Genomic DNA, 14,672 nt, shown 5'->3' with positions numbered 1-14,672 from the left:
GATCCGGAGGAGTACCCATGAGCCTGGAACTCAAGAAGGCCATCGACCAGATCAGCAAGGACAAGGGCCTTGACCGCGACATGCTGATCGACACCCTGGAGGAAGCCGTCCGCACCTCCGTGGCCCGCAAGTTCGGCGACGAAATGGACGCCGAAGTCAGCTACAATGACGAGACCGGCGAGATAGACGTCTATCAGTTCAAGATCGTCGTGAAAGAGGTCGAGAACCCGAACAGCGAAATTTCGCTCGAGGACGCGCGCACCCACGATCCCAGCGTACAGCTGGACGACGAAATGGGCTTCCGCGTGAAGATCGAGGACCTTGGTCGCATCGCCGCCCAGTCGGCCAAGCAGGTGATCATCCAGCGCATGCGCGACGCGGAGCAGGAGATCATCTACGAGGAATACAAGGATCGCCGGGGCGAAATCGTCAGCGGCATCATCCAGCGCCGCGACAAGGCCGGGTGGATCATCAACCTTGGCCGCACCGAAGCGCTGCTGCCCAAGGAAGAACAGATCCCGCGCGAGCATTACAAGCGCGGCGACCGGGTGCAGGCCATCCTCATCGACGTGCGCAAGGAAGGCCGCGGCCCGCAGGTCATCGTTTCCCGCGCGCACCGCGACTACATGGCGGCCCTGTTCCGCCGTGAAGTGCCCGAGGTGGACGACGGCACCGTGCAGATCATGGGCGTTTCGCGCGACCCCGGCAGCCGCGCCAAGGCCGCCGTCATGTCGCGCGACCGCGACGTGGATCCGGTGGGCGCCTGCGTGGGCATTCGCGGTTCGCGCATCCAGAACATCGTGCAGGAAATGCGCGGCGAGCGCATCGACATCGTGGTCTGGAGCCCGGACATCGCCACATACGCCCGCAACGCCCTTTCCCCGGCGGTGATCTCGCGCATCGTGGTGGACGAGGAAGAGAACCTGCTCGAAGTCATCGTGCCCGACGACCAGCTTACCAACGCCATCGGCCGCAAGGGCCAGAACGTGAAGCTGGCCGCGAAACTGCTGGGCTGGAAGATAGATATCTACACCGAAACCCGCTACAACGAGGCCAACGCCATCGGACGCGGGCTCGAGCAGATCGCCAGCGTCGCCGAAATCTCCATCGAACAGTTCATCGCGGCAGGGTTCCAGTCCATCGAACGCCTGCGCGAGGCCGACGACGAGGAACTCGCCTCGGCGCTGGGCCTTGCGCCGGGCAAGATCGCCGACCTGCGCGCAGCCATCAACTTCCTTGCGCCCCAGGCGCAGGAAGATGCCGACGCGACTGCCGAACCGGATGCGGAAGCCGCTCCGGAGTCCGGGCAGGACGCCGTAGAGGCGCCTGCACAGGAACAGGGCGAAGGAACCGAAGCCGAAGCGAAGGAATAGTACGCGGATGGATGACGCCATCCGCGGGAAGCACATACCATTACGCACCTGCGTCATATGCAGGCGCCGCTTTGCAAAGCGCGAGCTTCTGCGGTACGTCCCCCCGACGGACGCCGCCGGGGCGGGGGCCGACCCCGTTCCGGACGAAAGGCAGACACTGCCTGGACGCGGGTTCTACGTATGCGAAAGCCCCGAATGCCGGGAGCGATTCCGGAAGTTCGGCGGCTGGCGAAGGAAGCGCAAGGGGGTTCAGGAATGACCGACGACAAGACCAGGGTGAAGGACCTGTCCACGGAGCTGGGCATGTCCACCAAAGATCTGCTCCACACGCTGCGCGATCTCGACATACCGGCCAAGAGCGTGATGACCATGCTCACCGCCGACGAGGTCAGCCGCGTGCGCGAACGCCATCAGGGCCAGACCGCCGAAGCGGGCGTTGACCGCAAGGTGGTGCAGCCCGGCGTTATCGTGCGCCGCCGCCGCCGCGACGGCGAAGAGGGCGAAGCCCCCGTGCGTCGTCGTGCCGAAGAGCGCGAAGCCGCCTCTGGCGGTGCCGACGCCGGCGACGCTGGCGCCACCGAAGCCGCCAAGGCCGAAGCGCCCGTGCAGCCCGCAGCTGACGAACGGCCCACCCGTGCCGCCCGCGCCGAAGCCCCCGCGGCGCCCGAGGCACGCGCTGCCACGCCCGCCGCGCGCATCATCCGTCGCCACGACGAGCCCGCGCCCGTCACGGCAGCACCGGCAGAGGCAGCCCCCGCGGCGCCCGTGGCCGCTGCACCCGCCGGCCCGGTCGGGGCGGACAAGCCCGCCGCCGTGCAGGCAGAAGCCGCACAGGCTGCTTCCGCACCCTCCGAGGCTCCTGCGTCTGCCGAGGCTGACAAGTCTGGCGAATCCAAGGCCGAAAAGCCCGCCACGCCCACTGCGCGGATCATCCGTCCGGCCCGGCCCGACGCTTCGGCCATGCCCGACGCCACTCCCCAGCCGTCCATCCTGCCCCCCGTGGCAGCCGACGCCGCCCCGCGCGGTGAAGGCATGGACGGTGACGAGGACGACGCGGACGGCAACCGCCGCAGGAAAAAGAAGCGCACGCCCGACGTGCCCGGACCGCAGGTCCGCGTCATTTCCCGTCCCGATCCTTCCGCTCCGGCTCCGCGCCCCTACCCGCGCGAAGGCGACCGCCCTGACAGGGACGACCGCCCCGCTTATGGCGACCGGCAGGGCTATCAGCCCCGCTCCGGCGGCCCCGGCGGCGACCGGCCCGCTTACGCTGGCGACCGGCAGGGCTATGCGCCCCGTCCCGGTGGTCCCGGTGGTGATCGCCCCGGCTACGGTCCCCGTCCTGGTGGTCCCGGCGGCGACCGGCCCGGCTACGCCCCCCGCCCCGGCGGTCCTGGTGGCGATCGGCCCGGCTACGGTCCCCGTCCTGGTGGTCCCGGCGGCCCCGGCGGTGATCGCCCCGGCGGTTACCGTCCCGGCGGTCCCGGTGGTCCCCGTCCCGGTGGCCCCGGCGGCCCCGGCTACGGTCCCCGTCCTGGTGGTCCCGGCGGCCCTGGTGGTCCCGGCATGGGCCAGCCCCCGGCAGGCGGCGACGAAGGCCAGAGCAAGAAGAAGCGCCTGAAGGGCCGCCGCACGGTGGACTTCCAGCCCGGCGCCGACCGCGCCGCGCGTGGCCGCGAGGACGACGATTTCCCCCGTGGCGGCGCCCGCCGCGGCAAGGGGCGCAAGGGCCGCGACATGAAGGCCGCCACCGCCACCCAGCCGCTGAAGGCCGCCAAGCGCAAGATCAAGGTCGAGGAAGCCATCCGCGTGGCCGACATGGCCCACCAGATGGGTCTGAAGTCCACCGAAATCATCAAGGTGCTGTTCGGCCTCGGCGTCATGGCGACCATCAACCAGTCGCTGGACATCGAAACCGCCACCCTTGTGGCCTCTGAATTCGGCTACGAAGTGGAAAAGGTGGGCTTCTCGGAAGACGACTACCTGATCCCCAAGGAAGTGGACGCACCCGAAGCCTTGCAGCATCGGCCGCCCGTGGTCACCATCATGGGCCACGTCGACCACGGCAAGACCTCGCTGCTCGACGCCATCCGCAAGACCAACGTCACCATGGGCGAAGCGGGCGGCATCACCCAGCACATCGGCGCGTACCACGTGACCACCAAGAAGGGTGAAATCGTGTTCCTCGATACGCCCGGCCACGAAGCGTTCACCGCCATGCGTGCCCGCGGCGCGCAGGTGACCGACATCGTCGTGCTGGTGGTGGCCGCCGACGACGGCGTCATGGAGCAGACCCGCGAAGCGGTGAACCACTCCAAGGCCGCTGGCGTGCCCATCATGGTTGCCGTCAACAAGATGGACAAGGAAGGCGCCAACCCGGAACGCGTGCAGCGCGAACTGGCGGAAATGGGCCTGGTGTCCGAAGCCTGGGGCGGCGATACCGTGTTCAGCCACGTGTCGGCCAAGACCCGCCAGGGCCTTGACGAACTGCTGGAACTGCTGGCCCTGCAAGCCGAAATCCTTGAGCTCAAGGCCAACCCCGACAAGCCCGCCCGCGGCCACATCGTGGAAGCCAAGCTGGACAAGGGCCGTGGCCCCGTGGCCACCGTGCTGATCCAGGAAGGCACCCTGCGCCAGGGCGACACCTTCGTGTGCGGCGTGTTCAGCGGCCGCGTGCGCGCCATGTTCAACGACCAGGGCAAGAAGGTGAAGGAAGCCGGCCCCGCCATGCCGGTGGAAGTGCAGGGCTTCGAGGGCGTGCCCGAAGCTGGCGAGGAATTCGTGTGCGTGACGGACGAAAAGCTCGCCCGCCGCATCGCGGAAACCCGCGCCGTGAAGCAGCGCGAAAAGGAACTGGCCCGCGAATCCAAGGTTACCCTGGAAACGTTCCTGTCCCGCCGCGCCGACGACCAGGAAGCCCTGGTGCTCAACCTTGTCGTCAAGGCCGACGTGCAGGGCTCGCTGGAAGCCATCTCCGAGGCGCTGCGCAAGCTCAGCACCGAGAAGGTCCGCATCAACATCATCCACGGCGGCGCCGGGGCCATCTCCGAATCCGACATCCTGCTGGCATCGGCCTCCGACGCCATCATCATCGGCTTCAACGTCCGTCCGACCGCCAAGGTCAAGGACATCGCCGAGCAGGAGAACGTGGACATCCGCTTCTACGACATCATCTACAAGCTCGTGGATGAAGTGAAGAGCGCCATGGAAGGCATGCTCGCCCCGGTGCAGCGCGAAGTGTACCTGGGTCAGGTGGAAGTGCGGCAGACCTTCAGTGTGCCCAAGGTGGGCACCATCGCTGGCTGCCACGTTGCGGACGGCAAGATCACCCGCAACGCAGGGGTACGCCTGCTGCGCGACGGCGTGGTGGTCTACACCGGCAAGATCACGTCCCTCAAGCGCTTCAAGGACGACATGAAGGAAGTCCTGAAGGGCTACGAATGCGGCGTTGGCCTTGAAAACTTCAACGACATCAAGATCGGCGACATCATCGAAGCCTTCGAGATGGTCGAAGAAGCCGCCACGCTGTAAGGATAGACAGACAACGATTGCCTCCGGCGGGCAGGGGGCGCAAGCCTCCTGCCCTGCCGATTTACTGGCGCGGGATTTGCCCCGCCGGTTCGTCAACGATGCGCCACGCGGCGCGGCACCCCCATGATCATCGGCGTGCTCACGGTGGAATTTGAGCTGCACGGCAACGATTCCCTGAAAGGGAAGCGGCGCATCGCCAACAGTTTGAAGACGAAGGTGCGCAACACCTTCAACGTGTCCATCGCCGAGGTGCGCAACCAGGATTCCCTGACCCGGCTGTCGCTGGCCGTGGTTTCGGTAAGCAACAGCGAGCGGCACCTGCAAAGCCGCCTCGACAAGTGCCTGGCCATGATGGAAGCCGTGTGCCCCGAAGAGATGACGTATAGCGACGTTGAATTTTTCGCCGCCGAATAGGCGCGACGGGCCCTTCGCCTGCTGGCTGCGTCAAACGTCGCCACCCGGATCGGTCACGTACCAAAGAGTACGCTCCCTCCCGGCTGTCTTGTTTTCCTTGCCAGCAAACGAAAATCCCGCCGCGCAAAGCCAGGTGCCCTACTCGGGCAACGTCGCCCCCCATTTGAAAAGTTTGGAGGGGAGGGGTCCAGGGAGGGAGACCTTTTTACGCTTTGCGGACGCCATCCGTAATGTTCGCGCGAGCGCTCACATAACGGCTGCCGCAAAAGGTCCCCTCCCCGGCTCCTCTCCTGATAGTAAACTCCCCCGCTCCGCAGGAACCCCACCATGACAGACACCGCAGCCAGCATAGCCGCCATCATCAGGGCAGAGGACGACATCCTCGTGGCCAGCCACGCCAACCCGGACGGTGATGCCATCGGGGCGGTGGCGGCGATGGCGCATGTGCTGCGCGCGCTGGGCAAGCGGTTCCGGCTGTACAACACCAGCGGGGTGCCGCAACAGTACGGCTGGGTGGACATGGGCGGCCCGGTGGCCCGCACCTGGGCGGAACTGGAAGGTTTTACCCCGCGCCTGGCGGTTATCCTTGATTGCGGCGATGCGCACCGCGTGGGCGGCGACCTGCAGGCCAGACTGCCGGAACTGCGCAGCGTGAACATCGACCATCACCTCGGCAATCCCATGTTCGGCACGGTGGGCAACTGGGTGGAACCGCACCTTGCGGCCACCTGCCAGATGGCGGGCATGCTGGCGCGCGAACTGGGCGTGCCGCTTTCCGGCCCGCTGGGCGAGGCGGTGTACCTTGGCATCTGCACGGACACCGGCAACTTCTGCTACGGCAGCACCAGTGGCGAACTGCTGGAACTGGCGGCGGAAATCGTGCGTCTGGGGCTGAAGCCCGGCCTGTTCCACGACCGGCTGGAAAACAACTGGTCCATCGGCCGCATGCGCCTGTGGGGCGCGCTGATGCAGGGCATAGAGCTGCACTGCGGCGGCGCAGTGGCGGTGTCGGTGATCACCGACGACATGTTCGCGCTGCACGGGGCAGACAAGGACGACCTTGAGGGGTACGCCTCTCAGCTGCGCCGCCTTGCCGGGGTACGCGTATCGCTGATGGTGCGCGGTGACGGCGCTGGCCGCAGCAAGATCAGCCTGCGTTCCAGCGGTACGGATGACGTGCGCGTGGTTGCGGCGGCCTTTGGCGGCGGCGGGCACCGTAATGCGGCAGGGGCCGAACTGGACATGCAGCCGCACGAGGCCGCGCGGGCCGTGCTGGCGGCCATTCCCGCCCAGCTTGCGCCCTGCGGCAAAGAGGCATAAGGTATATGGCTGTCCTGCCAGCGCAGCAGCATGGCCTTCTGGTGCTGAACAAGCCCCAGGGGCCCACCTCGGCACAGTGCATCGCCAGGGTGAAACGGCTTGGCCAGAAAAAGATCGGGCACGCGGGCACCCTCGACCCCATGGCGAGGGGGGTGCTCCTTGTGCTGTTGGGGCATGCCACAAAGATTTCCGGCCACCTGATGGCCGACGGCGAAAAGGTGTATCTTGGCACCCTTCGCCTTGGCACCACCACCGATACGTGGGACGCGGAAGGCAGCGTGACGGCCACCGCCCCGTACGACCACGTGACCCCGGACGACATCCGGCGCGAGGTGGAAAACTGGCTGGGCAGCACCGAACAGGAAGTGCCGCCCTACTCCGCCGCCAAGCATCAGGGGCAGCCCCTTTACAAGCTGTCCCGTGCGGGGCGCGAGACGCCGGTAAAGACGAAGACCGTCGAAATTTCGCGGGCACAGGTCGTATCGTGCGACCTGCCGTCCGCGACCTTCCGGGTAACGTGCAGTTCCGGCACCTACATACGGTCCCTGGCCCACAGCTTGGGGATGCGTTTAGGGTGCGGCGCCATGCTTACGGAACTGACCCGGGAGTACAGTCACCCGTTCGGTATTGACGAGGCGCACGAGCTTGATGCCGTGCTGGCCGAGCCCGAGCGGTTGCCGGAGCGGGTCATACCCGTCACGCGAGCCCTGCCCCACTGGCCCAAGCTGCGCATAGGCGCGGCGCAGGAGGCGGCGGTACGCAACGGGACGGCCCTGCCTTACGAGCCCGAGGCCATGGCGCAACTGCCATTCGCCGAAGGCCTGAAGGCCATCATGCTCGCTCCGGACGACACGCCCGTGGCCCTGGCCGAGACGCGCATCGTGAACGCGCAGCCGGTCTGGACCGTGCTTCGGGGACTGTGGAGTCAATAACATCCACTTTGGAGGATACAGCTGTGGTCATGGACGTCGATCAGAAGAAGAGCATCATTGATGTGCACGCCAAGCATGAAGGCGACACCGGTTCGCCCGAAGTGCAGGTTGCCCTGCTCACCGCCCGCATCGAACAGCTCACCGGGCACTTCAAGACGCACAAGAAGGACTTTCATTCGCGTACCGGCCTGCTGAAGATGGTCGGTCAGCGTCGCAAGCTCCTCAAGTACCTGAAGGCCAAGGACGTTCAGCGCTACCGTGCGCTGATCGAGAAGCTGGGCCTCAGAAAGTAATCCGCCATGGACCGGGGCCCGCCGTCGCGTGACGGCGGGCCCTGCGCCATGCGCATGGGCGCCGAGTCGCCCCCAACACGCAGTGTGAAGGGGGGTCCGGGAAGAGTGCCATGCCGGAAGCCGCAACAGTCGGCACCGGCCACATCCATGACACACCAACTGGAACGTCATGGTCGCAGCATGGCCTTCTCCCCGGAATCCCCTTCGCTGAACCGAAGAGGTACGCAACAATGCAGAGCGTTTTCAACGCTACCCGCGTCTCCGCCGTTGTCGGCGGAAAAGAAATCATCCTTGAGACCGGCCGCCTCGCCAATCAGGCGCACGGCGCGGTCTGGGTGCAGTGCGGCGGCACCGTGGTGCTGGTCACCGCGTGCACCCAGCCCATGGAACGCGACATGGGCTTTTTCCCGCTGACCGTGGACTACTCCGAAAAGATGTACGCCGCTGGCCGCATTCCCGGCAGCTTCTTCCGCCGCGAAATCGGCCGCCCCAGCGAACGCGAAACCCTGGTCTCGCGCCTCATCGACCGTCCGGTGCGCCCCCTGTTCACCAAGGGCTTCCGCGATGAAGTGCAGATTCTCGCCAACGTCATTTCCGCCGACCAGGAAAACGACAGCGACGTGCTGGCCCTTACCGGCGCTTCCGCCGCGCTGTGCATCTCGCCCATTCCCTTCGAAGGCCCGGTGGCGGGCGCGCGCATCGGCCGTGTGAACGGCGAATTCGTGCTGAACCCCACCCTGAAGGAAATGGAAGCCAGCGATCTGGCCATCGTCATCGCCGCCTCGCGCGATTCCGTGGTGATGGTGGAAGGTGAAGCCCATTTCGTGCCCGAAGACGTCATCGTGGCCGCGCTGGAATGGGCCCACAAGGAAATCCAGCCGCTCATCGACGCCCAGCTCAAGCTGATGGAACTGGTGGGCAAGGCCAAGATGACCGTGACCCCGCCGGTGGAAAACGCCGAGCTGAAGGCCCGCGTGGCCGAACTGGCCACCGCCGAGCTGGAAGTCGCCCTGCGCATCCCCGAAAAGATGGCCCGCAAGGACGCCCGCAAGGCCGTCAAGGAAAAGGTGCTTGAAGCCCTGCTGGCCGACCCGGCCCTGGCCGAGAACGCCAACCTTGGCCGCGAAGTGGGCGACATGCTGGGCGCGCTGGAAAAGGTGCTGGTGCGCCGCCGCATCCTGAAGGAAGGCACCCGCATCGACGGTCGCGACACCAAGACCGTGCGCCCCATCCTGATCGAAGCGGGCCTGCTGCCCCGCGCCCATGGTTCCGCCCTGTTCTCGCGCGGCGAAACCAAGTCGCTGGTGGTCGCCACCCTTGGCAGCTCCACCGACAGCCAGCGCATGGATTCGCTGGTGGGCGACGTGACCAAGAAGTTCATGCTGCACTACAACTTCCCCCCCTACTCGGTGGGCGAAGTGAAGATGTCGCGCGTGTCCCGCCGCGAAATCGGCCACGGCGCGCTTGCCGAAAAGGCGCTGAAGCCGGTGCTGCCCGTTGACGAATCCTTCCCCTTCACCCTGCGCGTGGTGGCGGAAACCATGGAATCCAACGGTTCCTCGTCCATGGCCGCCGTGTGCGGCGGCAGCCTTTCGCTGATGGACGCGGGCGTGCCCGTCACCGCCCCGGTAGCTGGCGTGGCCATGGGCCTGATCAAGGAAGAGGGCGAGTACCTGGTGCTCACCGACATCCTTGGCGATGAAGACGCCCTCGGCGACATGGACTTCAAGATCGCGGGCACTGCCGAAGGCATCACCGCCGTCCAGATGGACATCAAGATCACCGGCCTGCCCACCGACGTCATGGCCCGCGCCATGGCCCAGGCCCGCGAGGCGCGCCTGCACATCCTGGCCGAAATGGCCAAGGTGCTGGAAGCCCCGCGCACCGAGCTGTCCAAGTACGCGCCGCAGCATGCCGAGGTGTTCGTCAACCCCGACGTCATCCGCATCATCATCGGCCCCGGCGGCAAGAACATCAAGGCCATCACCGCTGCCACCGGCGCGTCCATCGACATCGAGGACAGCGGCAAGGTCTCCATCTTCGCCCCCACTTACGAAGCCATGGAAATGGCCCGCGAAATGGTGCAGTACTACGACCAGCGCGCGGAACTGGGCAAGAACTACGTGGGCAAGGTGCGCAAGGTGCTGGAAATCGGCGCCATCGTCGAAATCCTGCCCAACCTCGAAGCCCTGGTGCACATCTCGCAGCTGGACACCAACCGCGTGGAACAGGCTGGCGACGTGGCGCGCCTTGGCGAAGACATGACCGTGAAGGTCATCGAGATCAACGGCGACCGCATCCGTGCCAGCCGCAAGGCCGTGCTGCTGGAAGAGCAGGGCGTCGAATGGAACCCCGAAGACACTGCCCGCCCCTCCGGCCCGCCGCGTGACCGTGGGGACAGGGGCGACCGTGGTGATCGCGGTGGCCGTGGCGACCGTGGTGACCGGGGCGGCGACCGCCGTGGCGGCGATCGCGGTGGCCGTGGTGGCGACCGTGGCCGTGGCGGCGACCGCCGCTAGGCGCACCGCATCACAGCAAAGCGCAATACAGACGGGCGCGGGGAGATATCCCCGCGCCCGTTTTTCATTGCCGCGCCGCACGGCCTGGCGGGGGGAACGCCCGCACGGCTTAGCGGCTTGGCATCAATGATCGCAGGTGTTCGCGCCAAGATCCAGCCGGTTGCCGAACCACGCGGCCACAATATCTGCCGGGTCTGCGGCGGAAGCGCCCACCAGCACCTGTACGCCCCGCTCTTCCAGCAACTGGCGGGCCCGTGCCCCCATGCCCCCGGCGATGACCAGCCGGGTTCCCGTGTCCGCGATCCACGCGGGCAGCACGCCCGGCTCGTGCGGCGGGGGCGTCAGCAGTTCCTGTCCCTTCACGGTGCCGTCGCCCGGGTCCACGGTCAGCACGGCAAACTGCTCGCAATGGCCGAAGTGCTGGCACAGCCTGCCCGCCGCCAGCGGTATGGCGATCTTCATGTCCGATGCTCCTTGCGACGCAGGGCCGCCGTTGCTGTTGGCCGGGGTGCCCGGTATGGAATCGCCGGGCTTTCCGGAATCACCAGCCGGGCACACCGCCCCGGCGGCGCCCACCACCGGCTGAAAGGCCCGGATTACCGGATGCACCGGTTCCTGTCCGCCGGACGGGTCCGCCTCCAGCAGACTGTGCCCGGCATCACCGGCACTGGTCAGATCGGGGTGCAGGGGAATGCTGCCCAGAAACGGCACGCCGGTCTCACGGGCCAGCTGCTGGCCGCCCCCGGCGGGAAACAGCGGGGTCAGTTCGCCGCATTTGGGGCACACATAGCCGCCCATGTTCTCGACAATGCCCAGGATGGGGTTGCCGAGCTGGCGGCAGAACCCCACGGACCGGCGCACGTCGTCCACGGCCACGCCCTGCGGCGTGGTGACGATGACCGCGTGTGCATCCTCACCCAGCAGTTGCAGCACCGAAAGCGGCTCGTCCCCGGTGCCGGGGGGGCAGTCCACCACCAGCACGTCCAGATCGCCCCAGCGCACGTCCACCAGAAACTGGCGCACCATGCCCATCTTCACCGGGCCGCGCCAGATCACCGGCACTTCCGGGTCGGGCAGAAAGAACCCCAGCGACATCACCCGCAGGTTCGGCCCCGCGCTTACCGGGGCCATCCAGCCATCGCCCGCCACGGGCCGGGCCCGGCCAAGCCCCAGCATGCGCGGCACGCTGGGACCGTGCACGTCCACGTCCAGCAGGCCCACCTTGCGCCCGGTGCGGGCAAGCCCCACGGCAAGGTTCACGGCCACGGTGCTCTTGCCCACGCCGCCCTTGCCGCTCAGCACCACCAGCCTGGCGCCCACCCGCCCGGCCATGCGCACCGGGGTTTCCGTGCCGTCTGCCGGGCCGTTGGCGTCATGCCCGTCATGCGCAGCATGATCCCCGTGCCCGCCGCAGCCCGATCCGGAGCAGCCCCCGGTGGCCTCCACATGCTGTTCGCCGCCGCAACCGGCCCCGCCACAGCCGCAACGGTGCTCCTGTTCGTGCGTGTCCGTACCCATGGCTACCAGTGTCCCTCCCGGTCCGGCTCCGCCGCCGGGGCCAGATTGCCGTCCGCCAGCGCCCGCAGGGCCTGACGCGCGGTGGCGTGCGTTGAAAGATAGATGGCGATGCCGCCCCGGCGCAGCGCGGTAAAGGCCTTGGGCCCCACATGGCCGGTAATCACGGCCTCGGCCCCGGCGTCGGCGGCGGCTTGCGCGGCCTGAATGCCCGCGCCCTGCGCCAGCGACATGTTGGAGGCCGCATCCAGCCTGCGCACCGCCCCCGTGGCCGTATCGCACAGCAGATAGCCCTGCGCGCGCCCGAAGCGCGGGTCCAGACGGGCATCAAGAAGGGCGTCGGCCCCCGCAACGCCGGGCGGATTGCCCGGTGCTGCGTCCTGCACGGTGATGAGAACCTGCATCCTGTCATTCTCCTGCGTTGCGACGCCGCCGCCGAAAGCAGCCCGCGCCTGTTGTGGTGCATGGGCCGCCGCGCCGTGGCCCGCCGCCCCTGCCCGGAAGCGGGCGGCAACCGGGCATGGCAAGTGTGTCCGTCCTGCCCCGGACAAGGGCGGACAACACGTCGGTCTCGCTGCCCGAAAGCCACGGCAGGACGGCTATCCCGGCCATCTCCACGGCGCTCCGCCAGCAGGGGCGAATGCCCCCGCACACCAACAGGGAAACCCCATGGCGCGACAGAACGTCGATGAGCGGCGCGGGGCCGCCATCCGGCACGGGGAGGACGGTCCGTTCCGCCGGAACGCCGCCGGTCATGCGCACGCAGCGCAGCTCGGCAGCTGTTTCCAGCAGCGTGGCAAGGCGGTCCTCGAAGCAGGCAAGGCAGACATGGGCATTCATGGTGTCCCCACGGCGCGGCGGCCGTGTCCCCCCTGAAGCATGCAGGATGCCATCCTGAAACATTATTAAATCACGGCATGTTACGCGCGCTCTGCCCTTCGAAGCACCATGCAGGCCCCATAATGGTGGCGTAAAACACGCCCACAAACGAAATACGGGCGCATTTTGCGCCCGTATTCATCCTGCAGTGACAGCACGGCAGCCACGTTTCACTCGCCACTGCCATATAACCATGCATCAGCACAGGTAAAATCTTCCCGGCCCTGCGCCCCGCGCAGGCCGCGGCCTCAATCCGCCCCGCCGCCCTTCAGGATGCGCCGCAGGGTATCCTTGGATATGTCCAGTTCGCGGCAGGCGGCCATAACCCGCCCGCCGTGCCGCCGCAACGCCTCGCGCACGGCGTCCAGCTTGGCGGTGGCCATGGTGCGCGGACTGCTTGTCACGGCCTGGGCGGGTGTGGGTCGGGCAGGCACGGCCTGGGGGGGCGTGATCCGTCCTTGCTCCGCAGCATGCGCCGTCATCTGTCCCTCGCCATATCCGGCAGGACCGGCAGCCTGGCCAACGGGCGTGCTCTGCGCACCCAGCAGGTATTCCGGCAGATGTTCCAACTGAATGAACCCGCGCTGGCACAGGATGAACGCGTACTCGACGATGTTCTCCATCTCGCGCACGTTGCCGGGGAAGGGATAGCGCAGCAGCAGGTGCAGCACGTCCTCTGACACGCCCTCGATCTCCTTGCCGCTCAGCAGGTTGCGCTGCGCCACGAAGTGGTCGAGCAGCAGGGGGATGTCCTCCGGCCGTTCACGCAGGGCGGGCAGGCGCAGCATGACCACGTTGAGCCGGTAGTACAGGTCGCTGCGGAATCCCCCCTCGCCCGCCAGGCGTTCCAGGTCACGGTTGGTGGCGGCGATGACCCGCGCGGGCGCGGCCTGGGGGCGCACCGCGCCCAGCGGCTCGTACACCTTTTCCTGCAGCACCCGCAGCAGCTTCACCTGCAGGGGCAACGGCATGTCGCCAATCTCGTCCAGAAAGATGGTGCCGTCGTCCGCAAGGGCAAAGCGGCCCGGCTTGTCGCGCCGCGCGTCGGTGAACGCCCCGGCCTTGTAGCCGAACAGTTCCGATTCCAGCAGGTGTTCCGGCAGGGCCCCGCAGTTCACCCCCACGAAGGGCCTGCCCCGCCGGGGGCTGAGGTTGTGGATGGCGCGCGCGAACAGTTCCTTGCCGGTGCCCGATTCGCCCAGCACCAGCACCGGCGCGTCGCTGGCCGCCACCTGGGGCAGGATGCCCAGCAGGCGGATCATGGCCGCGCTGCGGGTGACGATGTCCTCCACCGTGTGCTGGCCGTCCAGTTGCTTGCGCATCAGGTGCAGGGCGGACAGGTCGCGGAAGGTCTCCACCCCGCCCATCAGCCTGCCGCGCCGGTCGCGCAGGGGTGCGCCGCTGATGCTTACGGGCACCTTGCGCCCGTCCGGGCGCAGGATGAACACCGAGCGGTTGCCCAGCGGCATGTCCTGCTCGATGCACGCCCGCAGCACGCAGGCCCCGTCGCAGATGCTGGAATGGAACACGTCGCGGCAGCGCCTGCCCAGGGCCTCGTGCGGGGGCACCCCGGTGATCTCCGCCGCCGCCCGGTTGAACGAGGTGATGCGCCAGTCAAGGTCCACGGTGAACACGCCGTCGGCCACGCTTTCCATGATGGTCTCGCAGGATATGTCACGCGGCAGGGCCATGGTCCGCTCCTTGTTCCGGCGGGTGTCATCCGGATACGACGTGGAAAGTAACGCCTCACAATGTATGCAAGCACTCACCTACCACATGGGCGCGTTTTGCGCCCGTTTTTTCTCCGCGTGGTTTCTGGCGCGTCTAATCCACTGGCATCATTGGCGGGAACAGGCTGGAACGGTTCATGCTCACTGTCGGATGTGGCCGTGTGGTCAC

12 protein-coding genes are annotated in these 14,672 nt (G+C 67.3%); 8 read left to right on the top strand and 4 right to left on the bottom strand.

The features are described from left to right. The first annotated feature begins 17 nt into the window (after nucleotides 1–17). From nusA to pnp, 8 genes are all read left to right on the top strand, one after another. On the top strand, nucleotides 18–1,373 hold the full coding sequence (nusA, locus tag DESTE_RS13450) for a transcription termination factor NusA (protein ID WP_035068154.1): 1,356 nt from the start codon (nucleotides 18–20) through the stop codon (nucleotides 1,371–1,373). 7 nt (nucleotides 1,374–1,380) lie between these two features. After that, a complete protein-coding gene (locus DESTE_RS13445) occupies nucleotides 1,381–1,632 on the top strand; it encodes a YlxR family protein (RefSeq protein ID WP_035068153.1) in 252 nt (83 codons plus the stop codon). Continuing rightward, on the top strand, nucleotides 1,629–4,901 hold the full coding sequence (gene infB, locus DESTE_RS13440; RefSeq protein WP_035068152.1) for a translation initiation factor IF-2: 3,273 nt from the start codon (nucleotides 1,629–1,631) through the stop codon (nucleotides 4,899–4,901). Before DESTE_RS13445 ends, infB begins: the two co-directional genes overlap by 4 nt. 123 nt (nucleotides 4,902–5,024) lie before the next feature. Further along, nucleotides 5,025–5,315, top strand: coding sequence for a DUF503 domain-containing protein (locus DESTE_RS13435; RefSeq protein WP_035068151.1), 291 nt, complete (start codon nucleotides 5,025–5,027; stop codon nucleotides 5,313–5,315). A gap of 327 nt (nucleotides 5,316–5,642) precedes the next feature. Then, the gene (locus DESTE_RS13430) at nucleotides 5,643–6,635 is read left to right on the top strand and encodes a DHH family phosphoesterase (protein WP_035068150.1); all 993 of its coding nucleotides are present in this window, start codon (nucleotides 5,643–5,645) and stop codon (nucleotides 6,633–6,635) included. Between the two features lie 5 nt (nucleotides 6,636–6,640). After that, nucleotides 6,641–7,567: a tRNA pseudouridine(55) synthase TruB gene (gene truB / locus DESTE_RS13425; protein ID WP_035068149.1), complete on the top strand. Its 927-nt coding sequence runs from the start codon at nucleotides 6,641–6,643 to the stop codon at nucleotides 7,565–7,567. A 23-nt stretch (nucleotides 7,568–7,590) separates the two neighbouring features. Beyond that, nucleotides 7,591–7,860 carry a 30S ribosomal protein S15 gene (rpsO, locus tag DESTE_RS13420; RefSeq protein WP_007526356.1) on the top strand — a complete coding sequence of 90 codons (270 nt, stop codon included), beginning with the start codon at nucleotides 7,591–7,593 and terminating at the stop codon, nucleotides 7,858–7,860. Nucleotides 7,861–8,090: 230 nt separating this feature from the next. After that, entirely contained in the window at nucleotides 8,091–10,379 is a 2,289-nt protein-coding gene (gene pnp, locus DESTE_RS13415; RefSeq protein WP_035068148.1) for a polyribonucleotide nucleotidyltransferase, read from the top strand. 123 nt (nucleotides 10,380–10,502) lie between these two features. Here pnp and DESTE_RS13410 read toward each other — a convergent pair whose 3' ends face one another. The 4 genes from DESTE_RS13410 to DESTE_RS13395 all read right to left on the bottom strand — a co-directional run bounded on the left by DESTE_RS13410 (nucleotide 10,503) and on the right by DESTE_RS13395 (nucleotide 14,464). Then, nucleotides 10,503–11,897, bottom strand: a complete 1,395-nt coding sequence (locus DESTE_RS13410; protein WP_035068147.1) for an iron-sulfur cluster carrier protein MrpORP — start codon at nucleotides 11,895–11,897, stop codon at nucleotides 10,503–10,505. 2 nt (nucleotides 11,898–11,899) lie between these two features. Then, nucleotides 11,900–12,298 carry a NifB/NifX family molybdenum-iron cluster-binding protein gene (locus DESTE_RS13405; RefSeq protein WP_035068146.1) on the bottom strand — a complete coding sequence of 133 codons (399 nt, stop codon included), beginning with the start codon at nucleotides 12,296–12,298 and terminating at the stop codon, nucleotides 11,900–11,902. 4 nt (nucleotides 12,299–12,302) lie between these two features. Then, nucleotides 12,303–12,734, bottom strand: coding sequence for a NifB/NifX family molybdenum-iron cluster-binding protein (locus DESTE_RS13400; protein ID WP_051384469.1), 432 nt, complete (start codon nucleotides 12,732–12,734; stop codon nucleotides 12,303–12,305). 287 nt (nucleotides 12,735–13,021) lie between these two features. After that, nucleotides 13,022–14,464 (bottom strand): sigma-54 interaction domain-containing protein, encoded by a 1,443-nt coding sequence (locus DESTE_RS13395; protein ID WP_035068145.1) that lies wholly within the window; start codon nucleotides 14,462–14,464, stop codon nucleotides 13,022–13,024. Nucleotides 14,465–14,672: the final 208 nt, after the last annotated feature.

Origin of the sequence: Nitratidesulfovibrio termitidis HI1, from assembly GCF_000504305.1 — a bacterium.
Lineage (GTDB): Bacteria > Desulfobacterota > Desulfovibrionia > Desulfovibrionales > Desulfovibrionaceae > Cupidesulfovibrio > Cupidesulfovibrio termitidis.
The sequence above is the reverse complement of the archived record's forward strand: the minus strand, read 5'-3'. Positions and strand labels throughout refer to the sequence as shown.